The 19,923-nt window shown below is 45.7% G+C and carries 17 protein-coding genes; 2 read left to right on the top strand and 15 right to left on the bottom strand.

Annotated features, from left to right (window positions below; genetic code table 11):
* Positions 1-31: 31 nt before the first annotated feature.
* Both ACBP55_RS08655 and ACBP55_RS08650 read left to right on the top strand, forming a co-directional pair.
* Positions 32-1,102 (top strand): glycosyltransferase family 4 protein, encoded by a 1,071-nt coding sequence (locus ACBP55_RS08655; protein WP_464650907.1) that lies wholly within the window; start codon positions 32-34, stop codon positions 1,100-1,102.
* Between the two features lie 166 nt (positions 1,103-1,268).
* The gene (locus ACBP55_RS08650) at positions 1,269-1,694 is read left to right on the top strand and encodes a hypothetical protein (protein WP_464650906.1); all 426 of its coding nucleotides are present in this window, start codon (positions 1,269-1,271) and stop codon (positions 1,692-1,694) included.
* Positions 1,695-1,781: 87 nt separating this feature from the next.
* Here ACBP55_RS08650 and ACBP55_RS08645 read toward each other — a convergent pair whose 3' ends face one another.
* The 15 genes from ACBP55_RS08645 to ACBP55_RS08575 form a co-directional block, all read right to left on the bottom strand.
* Positions 1,782-2,489 carry a glycosyltransferase gene (locus tag ACBP55_RS08645; RefSeq protein ID WP_464653266.1) on the bottom strand — a complete coding sequence of 236 codons (708 nt, stop codon included), beginning with the start codon at positions 2,487-2,489 and terminating at the stop codon, positions 1,782-1,784.
* A 13-nt stretch (positions 2,490-2,502) separates the two neighbouring features.
* The gene (locus tag ACBP55_RS08640) at positions 2,503-3,240 is read right to left on the bottom strand and encodes a glycosyltransferase family 2 protein (RefSeq protein WP_464650905.1); all 738 of its coding nucleotides are present in this window, start codon (positions 3,238-3,240) and stop codon (positions 2,503-2,505) included.
* A 4-nt stretch (positions 3,241-3,244) separates the two neighbouring features.
* Positions 3,245-3,961, bottom strand: coding sequence for a glycosyltransferase family 2 protein (locus tag ACBP55_RS08635; RefSeq protein WP_464653265.1), 717 nt, complete (start codon positions 3,959-3,961; stop codon positions 3,245-3,247).
* 10 nt (positions 3,962-3,971) lie between these two features.
* Complete coding sequence (locus ACBP55_RS08630) at positions 3,972-4,868, bottom strand: NAD-dependent epimerase/dehydratase family protein (RefSeq protein ID WP_464650904.1); 897 nt, start codon at positions 4,866-4,868, stop codon at positions 3,972-3,974.
* Positions 4,865-5,701, bottom strand: a complete 837-nt coding sequence (locus tag ACBP55_RS08625) for a dTDP-4-dehydrorhamnose reductase family protein (protein ID WP_464650903.1) — start codon at positions 5,699-5,701, stop codon at positions 4,865-4,867. Before ACBP55_RS08625 ends, ACBP55_RS08630 begins: the two co-directional genes overlap by 4 nt.
* The gene (locus ACBP55_RS08620; RefSeq protein ID WP_464650902.1) at positions 5,698-6,684 is read right to left on the bottom strand and encodes an SDR family NAD(P)-dependent oxidoreductase; all 987 of its coding nucleotides are present in this window, start codon (positions 6,682-6,684) and stop codon (positions 5,698-5,700) included. The genes ACBP55_RS08625 and ACBP55_RS08620 overlap by 4 nt, the downstream gene beginning before the upstream one ends.
* A complete protein-coding gene (gene wecB / locus ACBP55_RS08615; protein ID WP_464650901.1) occupies positions 6,674-7,768 on the bottom strand; it encodes a non-hydrolyzing UDP-N-acetylglucosamine 2-epimerase in 1,095 nt (364 codons plus the stop codon). The genes ACBP55_RS08620 and wecB overlap by 11 nt, the downstream gene beginning before the upstream one ends.
* Positions 7,765-9,654: a glycosyltransferase family 4 protein gene (locus tag ACBP55_RS08610; RefSeq protein ID WP_464650900.1), complete on the bottom strand. Its 1,890-nt coding sequence runs from the start codon at positions 9,652-9,654 to the stop codon at positions 7,765-7,767. Before ACBP55_RS08610 ends, wecB begins: the two co-directional genes overlap by 4 nt.
* A gap of 77 nt (positions 9,655-9,731) precedes the next feature.
* Entirely contained in the window at positions 9,732-10,052 is a 321-nt protein-coding gene (locus ACBP55_RS08605; protein WP_464650899.1) for a hypothetical protein, read from the bottom strand.
* A gap of 42 nt (positions 10,053-10,094) precedes the next feature.
* Positions 10,095-11,243 carry a CgeB family protein gene (locus ACBP55_RS08600; RefSeq protein ID WP_464650898.1) on the bottom strand — a complete coding sequence of 383 codons (1,149 nt, stop codon included), beginning with the start codon at positions 11,241-11,243 and terminating at the stop codon, positions 10,095-10,097.
* A 15-nt stretch (positions 11,244-11,258) separates the two neighbouring features.
* Complete coding sequence (locus ACBP55_RS08595) at positions 11,259-12,353, bottom strand: CgeB family protein (protein WP_464650897.1); 1,095 nt, start codon at positions 12,351-12,353, stop codon at positions 11,259-11,261.
* The gene (gene rfbD / locus ACBP55_RS08590; protein ID WP_464650896.1) at positions 12,350-13,225 is read right to left on the bottom strand and encodes a dTDP-4-dehydrorhamnose reductase; all 876 of its coding nucleotides are present in this window, start codon (positions 13,223-13,225) and stop codon (positions 12,350-12,352) included. The genes ACBP55_RS08595 and rfbD overlap by 4 nt, the downstream gene beginning before the upstream one ends.
* On the bottom strand, positions 13,222-14,226 hold the full coding sequence (rfbB, locus tag ACBP55_RS08585) for a dTDP-glucose 4,6-dehydratase (RefSeq protein WP_464650895.1): 1,005 nt from the start codon (positions 14,224-14,226) through the stop codon (positions 13,222-13,224). Before rfbB ends, rfbD begins: the two co-directional genes overlap by 4 nt.
* Complete coding sequence (locus tag ACBP55_RS08580) at positions 14,226-14,945, bottom strand: sugar phosphate nucleotidyltransferase (protein ID WP_464650894.1); 720 nt, start codon at positions 14,943-14,945, stop codon at positions 14,226-14,228. The genes rfbB and ACBP55_RS08580 overlap by 1 nt, the downstream gene beginning before the upstream one ends.
* A gap of 212 nt (positions 14,946-15,157) precedes the next feature.
* Positions 15,158-19,837 carry a WIAG-tail domain gene (locus tag ACBP55_RS08575; protein WP_464650893.1) on the bottom strand — a complete coding sequence of 1,560 codons (4,680 nt, stop codon included), beginning with the start codon at positions 19,835-19,837 and terminating at the stop codon, positions 15,158-15,160.
* Positions 19,838-19,923: the final 86 nt, after the last annotated feature.

Genomic DNA, 19,923 nt, shown 5'->3' with positions numbered 1-19,923 from the left:
ACACCAAACTGTAAAAGTGAGGTAAATGAAGATGAACATCCTATTCGCGTTCTATATTCCTAGCGGTGGTGTGGAAACGTTGAATCGCCTGCGTTCAAACGCTCTACAGAAGCTCGGACATACGTGCCACTGCTTGTATTTAAATGGCGGGTCTGGTTTACAGAACTGTCATGACACACAGGTCTTCGTGACGAGCAACGATATCGAAATCAAGCAAATCCTGGACAGAGGCAGCTATGACGTCATTGTCGTGACTTCTGCTTATCGATTCTTGGCGAAGTTTCGGATTATGGGTTTTCGCGGAAAGCTCATCTATGAAGTGCAAGGACTTGGCTCCTTCGCTCAAGCGCGAGCCACGCTAACGGAAGCCAACCACAATATACTTACCTATACGGACGCATTGCTTAATCCGAACACCCCGCACATCAAGCAGTTATTTAGCGAATATTCCCCACAAGTTCCTCAGTTTAATTTCAATAACTGTATGGATATGGAAGCCTTTTACTATCGTCCGGGGCTCCCACCGTCTTCTCCGGTTGCCGCATGGGTCGGACGGATCGAAGATAATAAAAACTGGAGCGAGTTTCTATATATCTGTGATGAGCTTATTCGTCTATACGTTCCTAAACTGCGAATATGGATGTTCGAAGATCCCCTTTTATCTGAATCTGCAGAAAGAGCTAAATTTGAACAATTAAAGAAACAACTGAACCTGACTGACCGTATTTTGAATCTGAAAAATATCCCCCATGACAAAATGCCAGACTACTTTTCCCTAATCGGCGATTCGGGCGGCTTTTTATGTTCCACTTCTAAAGTAGAAGGAGCTCCTTATTCGGTCTTAGAGGCCATGAGCTGCCGCTGTCCCGTCCTAACGACGGATTCTGATGGTGTAAGGAGCTCGATCTTACACAATCAAACGGGGAAATATTACACGGCTGGTCATATCCGTGAAGCTGTAGATCAAATTGTAGAACTGATGGATAATTTGGATCTCAGATCTGCCATCTGTTTACAAGCCGAGCAGCACGTCAGAACCCATTTCAGTCCAGAGAGCTATTGCGACAACTTTTTGAGTATGGTTCGTTCCTTGTCAAGTTAGGACAAAGAAATCGAAGTCTATCAGACTTATCCTTTCTACTAAATAAGCGACCAATTCTCTCGTTTTTACAGAGAATTGGTCGCTTTAATGAGAGACTTATGTCCAAGCAGTAAACGCTGCTTGAACATATCTTACTATATATCAACTAAAAGGAGGTTTTAACAGAATGACCATTTTTCTTGATGCAAGAACATCACAGAATGCAAGCTTTAACAACTCTATTGCTATTCCCATCCTTGTTATTAATACACCTGTCTTGGTTGGACAAGTAGGCTTAGAAACGGGTATAGCTACCAGCCTAATTCGTACACAATTCTCTGGAATTGCGACGTTCCAATTACCGCTTATTCCGGTAGCTACTACGATTAATATTTCCGTTGTGAGAGGAACTCTACCTACAGATCCACAGGTCTTTGGCGTATCCGAGGCTCTCAACTTAGCCTTCGCCGAACCACAAAGCGTTGTTTTTACAGGCTCCGATTTTAATGTTCCTCCTACATCTTTTCTAATTTACACCATGTTTGTTAGTGCCAGCGCACTTGGAACTGTTCGTGTAGGCCCGGAAAGCTTTAATGCTGCTTCTTATGCTTAATGAGAACATCTCTCTTGAGACCTAAAAATCATAATTTCCTCTACAACCAGAAAGGATGAGAGCATCATGCCCTCATCCTTTTTAGTCTTAATTGCGCTGCTTTTCAATCCAATGCTGCAGCATGGGATTATAAGTCGTACGTATATACTGAACTTCCTCTGCCATTCGGCTTTGATGCCGGATCGTTCCATTTCCCCCATGCCAGCGAAAAAGCGTAAGTGAATCGTGCAGGTAATAGAAATCAAAGCCAGACAATACGACCCGCATCCACATTTCGTAATCCTGTGTATACAGCAAGCCCTCATTAAAATATCCCATTTGATTGAACATTTCTTTCTTCGCCATAACCGTACAGCCATGAACGGGAACACTGGCGAAAAAAGCTTGATAAAACTCCCAAACTGTAGAAAAACATGGGCCTGCATATCTCTCTGTTGTCGTACTGTTAGCGTCGATCAAATCGTAATTTGTGAAGCTAACCCAGGCATCACGAGCCAGCATAAAGGCTAGCTGCCTTGCAATCTTATCGGGATGAAACAGATCATCTGAACTCAGCCACGCTATATACGTTCCAGTAGCATGGCGAATTCCATGATTAAGTGCACTTGCGGTTCCACCGTTTGCTTTGCCAAGATAACAAATACGATCCATGTAGGGAGCAACCTTATCCACGTGCAGAGTCGAGCCGTCATCGACCAGGACAATTTCTATGTGTCCATACGTTTGATGGAGCACACTTTGAATGGCTTGATCGACAAAAGGACAGTTATAGAAGGGTATGATCACGCTAACCACAGGTAACAAAGCTTCACACCTCCTCCATCTGAGCAATAAGCGCCAGAAGCTGCGACCTGTATCTCTTCTGGATAGCAGCTATTTCCATTTCTATTTCTGGCCAGTGCTTCTTGGTCCCCATTGCTTCATGCCAGCGGTACTTGGTGAGAGATTCATCCAGGAAATGAATGGGTACGCCGTTCAAAATAAATCGAATCCATAAGTCATAATCATGCGTATAGGGCAGCGTCTCATCGAAGTAACCGACTCGGTCAAACAACCCTTTCTGGATCATGACCGTACAGCCATTAATTGGATCGTGCTTAAGCCAACACGTGATGAAATCACGATAATTCCGGAATCTCATCCCGGCAGATAAGTTAAGAAACCGATGGTGCTCGTCGATTTCATCAAAGGACGTATAGCTGATCCATGCTTGATTCTTTTCCATAAACGCAAGCTGCTTCTCTATTTTATTCGGATAAAATAAATCGTCAGAGCTGAGCCAGACCACATACTTGCCGGTAGCTTTTCGTATGCCGTAATTCAGTGCACTTGCTGTCCCGCCATTCGCTTTACCGAGGTAATAGACACGATCTAGAAAGGGGTCAATTTTGTCGGCATGGATCGTGGATCCGTCATCGACAACGATAATCTCAATATTGGGATAGGTTTGAGCTAACGCACTGGCAATCGCCTGATCGATATATGAACAATTGTAAAACGGAATAACGATCGATACTTTAGGCCCTACAAGCTCTTCCTCTTTCAAGGCTCTAACCTCCTATCTCATGGACATATTGCAGCAGCCTAGCGTTGTATTTTGCTTGAATATGCCCTATTTCATTAAGGATAGCCGACCAATGTTTCTTGGTCCCCATCTCTCGATGCCACCTGTACATCGTTAATGGAGACGCCAAATAATGAATCGGGACCCTTCCCAGGAGAATCCGAACCCATAAATCATAATCGTGCGTATACGGCAGCCCTTCATCAAATAGACCGATATGAGAAAATAACTCTTTATTGATCATCACGGTACACCCATTTATGGGACAACAGCTGGTAAAGGAATGAACGAACGCCGGGTACGTGGCAAAATTGGGGCCAACATGCCGTCCTGTTATATGGTTGTAAGCATCAATTTCATCGAAAGACGTGAAGCTGATAGCGGCGTGTCGGCTTAACATAAATTGGAGTTGCGTTTCGATTTTATCGGGATAAAACATGTCATCCGAACTTAGCCAGGCAATGTAGTGTCCTGTTGCCATACGGATCCCGTAATTCAGTGCACTAGCCGTTCCGCCATTCGCTTTTCCTAGGTAATGGACCCTTGTCAAGAACGGACGAATCTTATCCTGGTGCATCGTAGATCCGTCATCTACCACGATAATCTCGATATTGGAATACGTCTGGCTAAGCGCACTCACAATCGAATGTTCGATATAGGGGTCATTATAAAAAGGGATCACGATCGATACTTTCGGATACATGTTTTCACCTCTATTCATTAGCTGCTTCCTGACGAAAATAAGTCAAGGCATCCCGCAAGGAATCCTCTAAAGGGATCGTCGGGCCCCATCCCAATTGGCGGGTTAGTGTCGCATCAATTGGAGTTGGAGGCGTATACTCGCCTATCTGCCCTGCGACGATGGGCACCTCTATAAGGGCATGCTGCCGCAGCGCATCTGCGATTTGTCCGAGAGTTCGATTAACTCCCGAAGCAATTGGATAGGTCATACCGGATGCCCCGTACTCCAATAAGCAGTCGTAGGCGAGCACAGCATCTCGAACATCCAAGTAATCACGTTCCTCCACTAGGGAAGAAAGGTGAAAGGGTGCCGAGTTCTTAGCGTTCTCCATCTGCACGGTCCTGCGTGCGAGCAGCCCGCATATGCCATTCGACGGACCTGGGCCAATTAAGTTCGAAGGTCTCGCAACCATGACCTGCTGCTCAAAAAGATGCGCCCAATCCAGCGCACCCCAAGTTTGAAACGACTTGCTCATACTATAAGGATGCGGGGGTTTCTGTGTAGGGGACGGGACATAAGTGAGCATGGAGCCAACAACTACCGTGCGGCACTCAGGCACACAGCGCAGCGCGTCCAGCAAATATAAGGTAGACATCATATTGGTCACCAGATAAGTGATCGGCTCCCGCCATGACTCAGCCACTGCATTTCGGCCTGCAAGATGCAGCACATAGTCTGGCTTCAACTGAGCAACAAGTTCTTTCACTTGTTCATGTTTCGTTAAGTCACATGCCCATGACTGTATGGAGCTTCCGGAGGATTGCTGAGATCTCGAAATCGCCGCAACCTGAAGTCCTTTTTGCACAAAATGCCGGCAGGCATGCTGCCCGGTAAAGCCGCTCGCGCCTGTGATCAGAATAGTTTTCAATAGGAACACATTCGGTTCTTCAATTCATGGAGCATATCCTCATAAACGGGAACCTCATAGTGGAAATCTGTTCGGCTTTGCTTCAGTGTACGGTTCAGCTTAACCGTGTCGTTGTTGTGAATCGTGACATCGTCCTTCTGAAAAACGAGCTGAAATAATTTAAGCAGCTCATACTTGCTGATCGGCTCTGGCGCTGTGATGTGGAGGAGACCCGAGACAGGTTCCTTCTCGATGACATGGCGGATGCAATGAGCAAGCTCTAACGTTGTCACTCCGTTCCAGAAAGCCTGGCTATATCCGCTGATCTCCCCATGCTGCTGGAAAAACCAGTGCATTAAGCCAATGCCCTGGGTTCTAATTTCTGGTCCTATAATTGAGGTGCGAATGGTCAAATGGGGCTGGGACGTTACTTCACCTAAAGCCTTAGATTTGGCGTAAACAGAAGAGCCATCCGGTTCATCCTCCTCCGTATGTCCTCCCTTTTCACCTGAGAATACGCAATCCGTACTGATGTGTATTAGTTTCCCGCCTGCTTTATCCATCGCTTCCCGGATGCGATGAGGAACTAATCCGTTGACCCAATAAGCCCGCTGAGGATTCTCTTGCGCGAATTGATTCAGGATCCCCATACAATTAATTGCGATATGCGGAGACACGGACTCGATGACTTTATCGAGCAGAACTGGATCTTCAGCATCGACATAAAGTCCCTCAGGATTCCCTTTATCCCTAGTCGTATAGTAGACATGATAGTCACTGCATGAACGGAAATAGTCTACGAGCATACTTCCTAGCATCCCCTGTCCGCCGAGGATGAGCAGCTTCCGTTTCATAGCAAGAACCCCCCTCGAATGAGCAGCGATTTAATCTCAGCCTTGCTCATTAAAGGACCCTCCGAGCTAAAGCTTTCAAATGGTACCTTCGGATAATTGGCATAGTAATCACGCAGGCCTGGAATATCTATGGTCGGCAATATGGCCAAATATTGTTTATCGTACGTTACGGTATAATGGCTTTCGAATTCGGAAAGCAATATTTCATGAATTTTTTCGCCAGGTCGAACGCCAAGCTCGATGACTTCCACGTTCTTTTTGCCCATCTCCTCCATTAAGACCTCAGCGAGATCCATAATTTTGCAAGTAGGCATCGTCATGACGAATATTTCGCCGCCTTTTCCTTCCTTCGCTCCTCGCAGCAGCAGGGCAATGGCTTCTTCTTTCGTAAGAAAGAAACGGGTCATTTCTTTATCCGTGATGCCAATTTGATTTTTCTCACGAATTTGTTTCATGAACAGGTGGATAACACTGCCATTTGTGCCTAATACATTCCCGCCTCTTACACAAACGAACTTCGTATAATCACTCATTAAATTGGCATAGACGATCAATTTTTCACCGATGGCTTTGGTCATCCCATAGAAGTTGGAGGGATTAGCTGCTTTATCAGTGGATATATTGATTACTCTTTTGACTTTATTCTCAATGGCCGCTTCAATCACGTTTTGTGTACCGATCACATTCGTTTTCAATGCTTCATAAGGCTGATCCTCACAAACGGGCACATGCTTGAGTGCCGCTAAGTGAAACAGGTAATCCACTTTTTCGCAAGCTTTCATCAAAGCTGCTTTATCTCTGACATCTCCGATGCAAAAGCTCAGTCGGGTATCCTCAAACGTCCGCTTCATCGCTACCTGTGTCGATTCATTACGAGAGAATACAATAATCTTCTTGGGATTTTCCCGAAGCAGCTGTTCTATAAGCTCATAACCCCAGGACCCCGTCCCGCCGGTCACTAAGATTGTCGCGTTAGCAAACATTTTCTTTACCTCCTAATAAATATTGAACGACTTTTTGAGAAACATTTGTATCCAAATAGCCATCCGGGCAATGCCACCCTGCTGGAAAACGGACCATCACTTTAACCGCGTTCAATATTTGCTCAGCTCGGAGACCGGAAACCACATTGCTTCCGCAATCGACAGTTTCAGGCCGTTCTGTTGTTGTTCGGATGGTCACCGTCGGCACATGGAAAATGCAGCATTCCTCTTGTACGGTGCCGCTGTCTGTCAAGACGCAGAAAGCATGCTTCTCCAGATGCACAAAGTCGAAAAATCCAAATGGCTCATGAAATTGAACGAGTGGATGCATCGCGACCAAGCCATCCTTCTCGAGTCGTGATTTGGTACGGGGATGAATGCTGCAAATGACTTTATGTCCAAAGGTTTCAGCAACCAGATTAAGTCCTTTAAGAATTTGTTGAAGTCGTTCAGGATGATCCACATTTTCAGCACGATGCGTCGTAACTAGAAAGTAGGGTTCACCTTTCAGATCAAGCTTTTCCAGAATGACACTTTGTTCAATGCGTGTCTCATAATGCGTAAGCACTTCATAAATCGGATTCCCTGTGACGATAATGCGATGACTCGGTACGCCTTCCCTGAGCAGATTATCTCGGCTGTAACGGGTGTATGGCATATTAATGCTAGAAATGGCATCGATCACTTTGCGGTTTTTCTCTTCCGGCACACCGAGATCGAAACAGCGGTTACCCGCTTCCATGTGAATCACGGGAATACCCATGCGCTCAGCAAGGATGCTGCTGAGTGCACTGTTCGTGTCACCCAGAACAAGTACTTTATCCGGGCGTTCAAGTGTAAATATCCGTTCTAGCTCTGCGAAAAGGACCGAGAGCTGCCCTCCTAATGTACGCTGCTGATTCTGCAGCATATAATCGGGTTGGCGCAGCCCCAGCTCCTCGAAAAACACGTCGCTAAGCGTAGAAGTGAAATTCTGTCCTGTGTGAATGAGCACATGTTGCTCCGCCAGCTCATCCAGTTTCTGAATAATGAGACTCAGCCGGATAATTTCAGGGCGAGTCCCCAAAACAGTCGCGATTTTCATCTTTTTCCGCCTACCTTCTTGATGCTCTTATGCTTAAGACGATGTCTTGCCGTTACCTTTTTTACACGGCGTCTAGCCTGCCCACGTCCTCTAATCGACTTTTTCACCTGAGTTACTTTCCGTTTGCGTGCTTTGAAACCACCCTTGGCAAACTTGCGGGTGCCCTTTCTCAACTTTGCACCTTTTCTTAGCTTTGTTGCTTTTTTCGTTTTTTTCTTCATGATCAGCTTAGGTTTACTTTTTCGTCTACTAGGACCCTTTTGCGCAGCTTTCTTGTCTCCACCAATCGGAAGTCCAAGTGTATAAGATGCGATTCCGCTCTCTGGCAGCATGACGACCTGTGATATGGCATACCCGTAACGCTGAAGTGCGCTTTCTGACTTAAAAGGATACCTCACCCCATGCTGCATGAGGTACACCGTTGGCCCCTGTCCTTTCGCTACATAGATCGCCGGAGCATACTTCGGAAAAGGCTCTTGGGCACGAATCGGAGTACCTGTCGGATGCATGGCTAGCTGGTGATCACCAACAGTCCCAACTCGGTTCCAATCATATTTATAAAAATTGAAGTCTGCCCCCGTAGAAATCGGCCGCTTAAGGCCATGCTCTATGACGAATACCGTATGAGAGGATTCCCCTTTCAGCAGGAAATGCTCAGGAAACTTGAGAGCCTTCTGCCTAACAGACTGCCTCGCTTCCAAGACAGGTCCGAGATGAGTAATTAAACGTCCCAAACGTCCTCGATAAGCTTCAATCCCAAACACTTGATGAATCGCTTGGCTGTTTCTATTCCCTATGTTCTGGCGGTTTTGGTGATCCGATAATAAATACTGAATCTTACTTGTGAGATCTTGAACATCTCCTTTATGAGCCAGCAAGGCTTCATTTCCCGTTGAATTCAATATTTCTTCCAATCCACCTGAGCGATAAGCAACAACTGCTTTACCAAAAATGTGGCCTTCTAGTGCAGTTAATCCAAATCCCTCGTTCAAAAGACTAGGAATAACAACGATATCCATCGCTGGGTAAATAGATTGAATGTTGGCGTCAAAAGGGAGGAAGGAGAATTGAGATGAATAACCAGAGATCATGATCATTTGTATGCAGGATTCCATATAGACAGGGTCAACTGGTTTGCCTGTAATCATAAAGTGGGCCATCCGATTCGTTTCGCAAATGTTTATCCCCATCTGAATGAAATGGTCCAGTCCTTTATTCGCGTAAATATCGGAGGAAATGTAGCCGATGACGGGCCGTTCATCATAGATGCCGATTTCTGCACGTTTGCTTTGCCTTCTTATCGGCCAATCACTGGGGTTATAGTGCTCTGAATGCCAGGATGGAGGAATGACGAACTTTTTGTTACTGCGCATAATGCTCTGAAGAGGCTGCATGGTTGTGCCCGATATACCCACAATCCAGTCCGCGTATTGATCCATGAGCTCGACACTGAAATGTGTGAATTCATTCATTAGAATCGTCTCCGCAATGACCCACGTGACAGGAATTCCCAGTCTCTTAGCGGCCACTGCTGGTAGAATGTTAACGCAAGTATTCGTGAAGACGATTTCCGGCTCATGAATTAATAGAAGATCGAGTAAGCCTGGCAGTTCTGAATGAACAAGCAGCTCCTGAAAAAGTTGAGGTAAAGCTGCTGAAGGATGATACATCTCATATAAAAGAGGGAACGATTGGACGACCGTATGAATGCCATGGTTTCTAGCTTCTACAGCTAAAAGCCCTTCTCTGGGTACCACTAACGTACATGCATAGTGCCTTCCAAGTTCCAAAGTCATAAAGAGCAGCATTTTTTCTGCACCCGTAATATGATCCGGATTACAAATGTGGGAAAACAACAAAGCTTTTGGTTGTTGTGGAGTTGACATGGGTAGCATACCTGCCTCTGGGACACAGGTATGGAATTCACCTCCTTCTATGGTTGCATTGGCCATCGTTTGCTGGATTAAACGGTCGGCTGTTCTTGCTCCAAAGTATACCCTTGCGCGAAGCCAATACCGAAGCCTTCATTATAGGCTTCATCGAAGGCTGCATTATATTGGGAGTATTTTATTTTGTGGTGGTTCCTGATTTTACGTTTTGTTGCCCGTCGAGCTGATGTCCCTTGACGGCCTGCCCGTAACTTTTTCTTAACGATCTTTTTATTAACGATCTTTTTCTTAACGATTAGTTTCTTTTTCGGTTGAAGCTTGCTTTGTGCAGCGGGTCTCTTTTTTCGGAGGTTTATTTTAAACTTCAGCTTCCGCACTTTTATCTTTTTGATCAATGTCCCTGCACCTCAGCTTTCTTAACGTTAGGACCGGCGTTCTCATCCTTGTTGTCCGAAAACAATAGCGAGCATGCTAGACAGCCTATTCGCATAGGTGTGATCTCGCATTGTACGATACAATCCTCGCAGCGCTATTTGTTTGCGTTCTTCTTCGTGTATCAAATAGTATTCCATCTTCTCCAGCAGATCCTCTGTCGAAGTATAGGTGACAATTTCATAATCCGGTGTATAGAAGTTAACCAAATCGTCGCGAACATCTGTCAATTGAAGCACACCGCAGCCGGATATCTCGAAAGTTCGCGGATTGGGAGAGGCTCCAAGTATTCGCCGGCTGTTATTGTTATACGCCTGGTCATCATAGGCTCGGTGCATATTAATGACGATTTTCGCTCCGTTATAAACATTCGCGGTTTGCTCCGGCTGCATCCAAGTATTGAGCTGAATTTGTGGCGCGAGCAGCTTATAATGCTCAAGACGCTCCCACCATATGCCGGAGATGAAGATCCGTTTGTTTGACAAATAAGGAGCCAGCCGATCAAACATCGCCACCCGATTCCAATAAGCAGATCCAATGAAACTAATATCCCGATCCATGCCATGTGGAATGGGCTTTGGTCGAAAAAGATCCGGTTGAAAAGCAAGCGGCAAATAATGAACCTGCGGACATCCCATTTCCTTGTATAGAGACACGCAATTCACTTCCAACGTGAACATGAAATCGTAGTGAATCGCATAAGAGGCGGTATAGTCCGTGTAATAGGGGTCATCTGTAAGCCATACGGCCGTGCGGATGCCCATACTGCGAATCCGGTCTACCACATCTAGAGATATATTCATCCCATCTAGAATAATCATCAGGTCGGGATGATAGACAGCAGCAAGCGTTTCAAGATTTGCCTCGGGTTTGCCGATTCGAATCGCATCATTATCACAATTTCCTATAATTAATTCACGGACTAATGGGTGCAAACTGCGAATTATCGCATGATCCAGAGGCTCGTAAGGAAAGCCTTTACCCGACGTTACATACAGCACTCGCACATCCCAAACGGGGTTAGGTATCCGATCGCGAATCGCTTTCTGAATGATAGCTTCACATTGCCCCAACCTAACTCCATTGGAATAGCCTGCTTCATAACCGTCCTTTTTCCCCCTTCTCGAGGAAGAACTCTTCTTGACCTCGGCCATCTTCTGCACTCCTTTCTAGGCAAATACAATGTCCATCAGCTTGACTAATCGATGAGCAAACGTATGTTCGATTCTCGTTCTTCGCAAGCCTCTTATCGCAATTCGCATCCTATCCTCTTCATGTCTCAAGTAATGCTTCATCTTCTGGATAAGCTCAGCTGTATTCAGAAAGGTCTCGATTTCTTGACCGGGTGTATAATACTGATCCAGATCGTGACGGTAATCTGTTAGTTGCAGCGTACCGCACCCCGCAATCTCATACGTTCTCGGATTAATCGAAAACCCCGGAATATTTCTGCTATTTTTGTTGTACGTTTCATGATAGGTTAGGCGATGAACGTTAATGACAATTTTGGCTCCGTTATAATACTTCACAGACTCTTCAATAGGGATCCAATGCAGCTTAATTCCCTTCTTTAGAAGCGAATATCCATCTAATTGTTCCCATAATGCCCCTGCAATCAGCACTTTTTTATTCACTAAGTAAGGGGTTAGCTCATTAAATAAGGCAATCCGGTTCGGAAACCCATTTCCAATGAAGCAGATATCGCTTCGATATTCGGGACTAACATGCATGGGCTTAAAAACAGCCGTATTGACTGCCAAGGGTAAGTAATGAACCTGACCGCAACCAATTTCCCGATAGAACGCTACACAGCTCAATTCATGGGTAAACACGTAATCATAGTGAGGAGCAAGTGAGGCCGTATGATCGGTAAAATAGGGATCATCAGCGAACCAAATCGCTGTGCGTATGCCCATCTTTCTCACTTGATCGACATGATCCGTGTGATCAGCCGGAAAGACATGGAGACCATTCATGACTAGAACAAGGTTCGGCCCAAGCTCTGCCGCCAAACGGAGCATGTCGACAGCAGTTGCGGTATAAGCTTCTCGGACCGTTTGCCGCAGGCCATCAACAATTCCTTGGTCAATGGCATCGAAGCCTTGAATGATAAACAATACTCTGGCCTCTCTAAGCGGTAAGGGAGTGGGAATCATCGAGTCAAGAACAAACTGGCAACGCCCCATCCGGATACCATGTTCTTGACCTATCTGCAGTCCACGTTTTCTACCCACAGATGGACGAATAGCAATCATTTTATTCATCTCACACCTTCTTTTCTGACTGCTGGATAAACATGGTCGATCCGCAAGAAAAAATCCAGAGCTGATTGCCAATCTCTCATCGGGGTAAAGCCATTGTCAGCAATAGCTTTGTGAGCAAATGCCGAGTACATCGGTCTTTCCGCAGGCAGTGGATACAAATCCGAATGTACAGGAATCAGCGGAACATGTTCCATCTGAGCCATCTTCAAAATGTACAAGGCGAATTCATATCTAGAACACACCCCTTGATTCGATGCGTGATAAATGCCATACCTGTCCGTTTCAATCAGTTCTCGAAGAAAGATCGCCAGATCCAAACCATACGTGGGTGAGCCGAATTGATCATCTACAATGGACAGTGGTCCTCCCGATCGCGCCTTTTCCAATACTTTGGTAACAAAATTAGCTCCTTTGGTGCCATATAACCAAGACGTACGTACGACAAAATGCTTCGAGCAGGTCATTCTGACGAATTTCTCTCCAAGAAGCTTGGAATGACCATATATATTGTTTGGATTGGTGGTATCCCCCTCCTCATACGGGGTTCCCTTCGTTCCATCGAACACATAGTCGGTACTGACATATACAAGCTTGGCACCGATTTGTTCGCAAGCTTTTGCTATATGCAGGGCTCCCATGGCATTCACTTGATAGGCTAGTTCCGTCTCTGTTTCCGCCTTATCGACATTCGTATAAGCAGCAGCATGAATAACAACATCCGGTCGCTCTTGTAAAAGGATGTCCATGACTTTCTTCTCATCGCTCACGTCAAATTGGTCTTTGCGCCAAGCGGATACTTCATGAACGGTGCCAAACACACGGATGAGATCATAACCGAGCTGTCCACCAGCCCCAGTAATTAATATTTTCATATGAGATCAGCTTCTTTTGGGGCGCGATAAGATCCGTCAGCAATGCGTGCATACCATTCGTGTTCTTGCACATACCAATCCAGCGTTTTCTGTAGTCCTGATTCAAATGAATAGAACGGCACCCACCCCAGCTCACGACGAATTTTGGTACTATCAATCGCATACCGACGATCATGTCCAAGACGGTCAGATACGAAGTGGATCAAATCCTCCGGTTTGTTAAGCATTTTCAGAATACTTTTGACAACCTCCAAATTCGTTCGTTCATTTTGTCCGCCGATATTGTAAACCTCCCCTGGTACACCATCCTCAATCACTCGTTCAATTGCTGAACAATGGTCATCCACATACAACCAATCCCGTATATTCAATCCATCGCCATATATCGGAATCCGCTCATTGCGAAGGGCACGAGTAATAATGAGTGGAATTAGCTTTTCAGGAAACTGACGAGGACCATAATTATTAGAGCAACGGGTAATGACACCTGGAAATCCATAGGTTTCATAGTAGGCTCTGACGAGTAGATCCGAACCTGCCTTACTCGCAGAATAAGGAGAATTAGGTGCTAGAGGAGTCGTTTCAGTAAATGCTCCCTCGTCACCAAGTGATCCATACACCTCATCCGTTGAAATATGAATGAACTTCTTGACCTGGTGCTGTCTTGCTGCCTCTAATAAGCATTGTGTCCCTGCGACATTCGTAAGCACGAAGCTGCGGGGGTTACGAATACTTCGATCTACATGGGTTTCGGCGGCAAAATGGACGACCACGTCAACCCCGAGCTTCATCTGTTGGTTGATCAAAGCAATATGAGCGATATCACCATGTACAAATTGGTACCCAGCTTGCCCATCTAGTGACCTGACGTTATCCTTGTTTCCTGCATACGTAAGTAAATCGATATTTATTAACTGATCTTCCGGATGATTTTTTTTCCAGTAATGTATGAAATTACTTCCAATAAATCCCATTCCGCCCGTAATTAGAATCACCGACATTAGCTGTCCTCCCTCCTTACAAAAAGAGTAGCCTGAAAGAGAGATTCATGTGTCCCGGCATCAATCCACCATCCAGTAAAGAACTCATGAGTAAGCTTGCCAGCAGCTGCGTACACATTGTTCACATCGGTGATTTCCAGCTCGCCTCGTTCGGAAGGCGTTTGTTGTTTGATAATGTCAAACACCGTAGAATCAAATAAATAAATACCCGTAACTGCATAAGATGAGCTTGGATGCTCCGGCTTTTCTTCGATCCGTTCAATGCTGCCGTCCATCATCTTTGCAACACCATATCTTCTAGGATCAGCCACTTTCTTAAGAATGACCATTGCTCCCTCTTTCTGCTTCTCGAAGGTGTCAATCATCGGATTTAAGGAATCTTCAAACAAGTTGTCACCAAGAAGAACGACAAATTTCTCACCTGACAACACGAATCCCTTCGCAAGCGCCAGTGCCTCAGCGATCCCCCCGGCATTCTCTTGGAGCTTGTAGGTAAGACGGACACCAAACGTTTCACCGCTGCCCAAGTATTCCAAATACAATCCTGCGGATTGTTTCCCCGTGATTAATAAAATATCTTGAATGCCAGCTTTGCATAATTTCTCAATGGCATATTGAATCATGGGTAATTCACCGACTGGAAGCAAATGTTTATTGATGATGTTCGTCAGAGGACGCAAGCGGCTTCCCGTTCCTCCCGCCAGTACAACACCCTTCACAAGACATACCCCTTTCCAAGCGTTATAATGGTGCGTAGCCACATCCACTTCTTTAATCATATGCTTTCGTGATATATGGAAATTGGACGAATACCCCTGAATCAAAAATTGGTCATTCAACCACAAGATAAAACGCCGCTAAACAACAAAAAACGGCTAGCTCGCAGAATCTGCGACACAAGCCGTTTATCATCTACCTGAGCCCTCTTCATTTACAACTTCTTGCCGATAGCTATCCAATTCACCATACCTTGTTGATCGGGTGAAAACTTGGCACGTCTAACGGATACTACGGCGTTTTCCATCGTTTTTTGTTTCACAGATACATAGCAGGCCTGGTGATCCGTCATCGCCGTCAACACATAATTCTCATCCGCAAACTTCTCATCGAAGTGTAATACGACTTCCATCATCTCATCCTGAGTTTTCATTTCAAAAGGAACGAGTCCAAACTGCTGCGTAATATTTTTTTGCGTACTTGGCGTCTGCAGGACATTTTCCGTTAATTTCGTTACGGAAAGCGATCCATCTGCAATGTGCTCACTTCTTACAGCACTTGGTTTCAGCTTTGATCCGTCAATGCTGCTGCTCGCAATATGAAAGTTGCTAATAGCCGCATAGGCCAGTTTGCTGCCATCAATACTGCCAACCGTCAGCTTCGATCCTTCCAACGCACCGTCTGCCAGATGGCTGCTATTCACTGCGCCGGCAACCAACTTGCTGCCATCTACACTGCCAGCTGCCAGCTTCGATCCATCTACGGAGCCGGGTACCAGATGACTGCTGTCCACTGCTCCAAACGCCAACTTGCTGCTATCTACACTGCCAATTGCAAGCTTCGCCGCATCTACAGCGCCGTCCATCAGGTGCTCATTCCTTACCGCACCTTCTACCAATTTACTGCTATCCACACTGCCTGCCGCCAGCTTATTACCATCTACCGCGGCTGCAGCCAAATGCTCCTTAGTTACTGCGCCAACGATGATCTTATTGCTGTCTATACTGCCCGGGGCCAACTTCGAGCCTGACACTGCTTTATCAACAAGGTGTTCGCTACTCACCGAGCCGCCCGCCAGAATTCGACCGTTTACACTGCCATCAGCCAGCTTTGCCTCATCCACTGCACCGTCCGCCAGATGTTCATTCGTAACCGCGCCTGCGATGAGCTTACTTCCGTCCACGCTGCCAATGGTCAAATGGTAGTTGCTGATGATGCCAGAGGCCAACTTGCTGCCATCAATACTTCCCGCAGCTAGCTTCGCGCCATACAATGCGCCATCAGCGAGATGATCGCCGCTAACAGCACCTGCGGTCAACTTGCTGCCATCTACACTTCCTGCTGCCAGCTTAGCTCCATCGACAGCACCGTCGATAAGATGAGCGTTGTTGATGGATGCAGCCGTCAGCTTGCTGCCATCTACACTTCCTGCGGCTAGCTTCGTATTATCCACAGCACCTTCAGAGAGATGAAAACTACTAACAGCGCCAGATACCAGCTTGCTTCCATCCACACTAAATGGTGCCAGCTTGCTGCTTGTGATGATGCCGTCTCCCAAATGTTCATTCGTAACTGCACCTGCCACTAGCTTGCTGCTGTCCACACTATTTGCTGCCAACTTTGAGGCATTAATGGATCCAATCGCGATGTGATCGCTGTTCACAGCCCCAGTGACTAACTTACTGCTGTCCACAATACCCGCTGCCAGCTTAGTACTCGTAACCGAACCATCAATGAGGTGACCGCTGCCAACCGATCCTAGAGCTAATTTACTACTTCCTACACTGCTGTCTGCAAGCTTAGATCCATCCACTATCCCATTCGCTAAGTGTTCATTATTTACAGCGCCTGCTGCCAGTTTCGATCCATCTACAACGCTATCAATGAGATGTTCCCGATGAACCGAACCCGGCATTAACTTAGTTCCATCTACACTACCTGCTGCCAACTTCGCACCATCAACAACACCGTCTGACAGATGCTCATTCTTTATCAAGCCTGTTGTCAACTTACTACTGTCTACGCTGCCTGTCGCCAGCTTCGCTCCATACACCGCATTATCAGCTAAATGATAATTACTAACAGCGCCAAGAATCAATTTGCTTCCGTCAACTGAATTCGCAGCAAGCTTATCATTATCAACAGCACCGTTAGCCAGGTGCTCCGTGTCGACAACCCCAAACCCAATCTTTGTTCTATCTACAGCCCCATCAGACAAATGTTTGCTTGTAACTGATCCTAGAGACAATTTCGTATTGTCTACGCTGCCCATTGCCAACTTCGAATTAGTTACAGCACCATCCGATAAGTGCTCACTATTTACAGCAAGCGCTGATATTTTGGAACTCGTGATAGCCCCGTCTGCTAAATGTCTTCCATTAAGCGCGCCGCTTACTAGCTTGCTGCCATGAATACTTTCATTAGCCAGTTTAGCCGCTGTAATCGCCCCATCGGCGATATGCTCACTATTGATGGCTTTCACTGAGATTTTGCGGCTAGTCACACTCGCATCTGCTAAATTGGCTTCCTTCACCGCTTGGTCTTCCAGTTTCCTTGTCGTAACCGCTCGATCCTGGAGTACCTTGGATGATACGGATTCAGCTTGCAGATGCTGGGTTCCAACCGCTCCATTTGCCAGCTTATCTTCTGTAACAGCTCCTAGAGCAAGAGTTTCAGAAGTAATCGATTGTTCGACAAGTTTACTTCCTTCCAGACTTCGGTCAGCGAAGATGCCAATAGTAATAGATCCTTGGGCTAAATGTTCGGACGTTATTGCACCTGGTTTAATGTGCAGACCATTAATAGTATTCTCTTGTAGATGACGAGTTTCAACAGACATGGAGGCCATTTTGCTGCTCGTTACAGCTTCTTCCGCTATTTTACTCGTTGTAATGGTTTCATCTTGCAAATGAAGGGTTGAAATGGCTTCTTCAGCTATGTGTTCGCGTTGAATCGCTGACCACGCAATTTGTTTCTCGCCTATTGCTTGATCTACGACATGCTCCGAACGAATCACCTTTAACCCCATCTTATCCTCGGTGACAATTCCATTCTGAAGGTGCTCTTTACCAATTGCCTGATGAGTAATGTGTTGACCTAATACGGCTACATCCTTCAAATGAATACTACTAATGATGCCTTCTTGCAAATGCCCTGTTTTGATGGAACTCGGAGAGATTTTATCAGAAGTTACACTGTCATCCTTCAACTTAGAAGTATCTACACTACCCTCCGATAATTTCTCATTCGTCACAGCACCTGCTTCAAGCTTAGCGGTAGAAATGATTTGATCAGCCAAATGTGTATTCTGTATGGATTCTGCTTTAATATGTCTTCCCTCAACCGAGCCTTCGGCTAATTTAGAAGAGGTGATCGTTCCATCTTGAAGCTTGGAAGGCGTTATTTCACCATCAATCAAATGCCTATTACCAATCGTTTGACTGCGAAGGTGCCTTCCTTCAACAAGGTCCTCTACCAATTTAGCTGATGTAATGGACCCATCTTTCAGCTTCGAGTTCGAAATGCTAGCGTCCGCAAGATGCTGGCTTTGAATGGCATTAGGATGTATGTGTTTATCCGTAATGAGGTTTTCTGCCAACTTATCCGATGTAATGCTTTCATCCGAAAGCAAACTTCCATATAAGGCACCATTCGCAATATGCTCCGCTTGAATCGAGCTTGCAGCGATATGGCGACTAGTGATGGCTTCATCGGTAATATGTTCACCAAAGATGGAGGCTTCCTGCAAATGTTTCGTTTCAATCGCTTGTGGAGCAATCTTCGCGCTCGATATAGCCATATCCACAATCTGATCTTGATTTACGGCATCCCACGCCAGCTTATCTGTAGTGATTGACTCATTTTTCAAATGAAAACTCTCAATAGCAAAATCAGCAATATGCGTTGTTTCAATTTGACGCGGAGCAATGTTACGGCTTAGAACACTGCCATTAGCCAAGTGCTCTCCATAAATACTTTGTGGTTGAAAATGAACAGAAGTAATGCTCTCATTGGCGATTTTCTCTTCGGTCACAGCCTGATCTCTTAACTTATCCGTTGTGACTGAAGCATCTGTCAGCTTGGCGGTATCAATAATATAATTGGACAAATGCTTTGCTTGCACGGCGCCACTATGAATTTTCTCTCCAGTTATCGCTTGATTATCAATGAGTTCGCTCGTAATGATCAGCTCAGACAAATGTTGGGGAAGAATCGAACCGTGAGCAATTTTTATGGAATCAATGGTTTGATCGGCCAGTTTATCGGCTGTGATACTATTGTCCAGCAGTTTACTGCCCGGAATGGATTCATCCTGAATTTTATCACCCAAAATACTATGCGGAGCAATATGTTCATCATTGATCGCTTGATTAGCGATCTTATCTCTTGTTACGCTGCCCGGAGCAAGCTTCGAATGCTCGATCGCAAAATCCTTCAAAGCTTTAGTGCCGATACTTAGAGGTTTGATCTTGCTCTCATCGACAGAGCGACTTGCAATTTTCTCCCAAGTGATCGCTTCCTCGACAATATCATCTGTATAGACAACAGGGTTTACAAATTTCCCCGTTTTCCTTTCAGAAAGCAATAACAGCGGTGGTGGGGGAGCGGTAGTCGCAGTGGAAACCTTCATTAGACTGGATTGCTTGTTAATTTTGGTCGTTTCGACTGGGGGTTTCACATTCCCTTTGACTGGCGGTTGTGGATCACTCGTTACCGTCTTCTGAACGGGTTCGACTTTTTCTATTTTCTCTGCTTTCTCAGCTTTCTCTGTTTTCTCTTGCTTCACTGGATCTGATACTGGTTCAATCTCATCTATCCAATCCAGTTCGTTCACCCTGCTGGAGATCACTTTTTTCACATAAGGTCTTACCCTGTTGTTCTTACTCTTACTCATAGACTCCTCTCCATTCTCCAAGAATTAGTCACTTGTAACATATTCAGTCTCCGCCCGATAGGTACGCTAGCCCGAGAAAATGTGCG

The sequence above is a fragment of the Paenibacillus sp. WG02 genome (assembly GCF_055396115.1).
The sequence above is the reverse complement of the archived record's forward strand: the minus strand, read 5'-3'. Positions and strand labels throughout refer to the sequence as shown.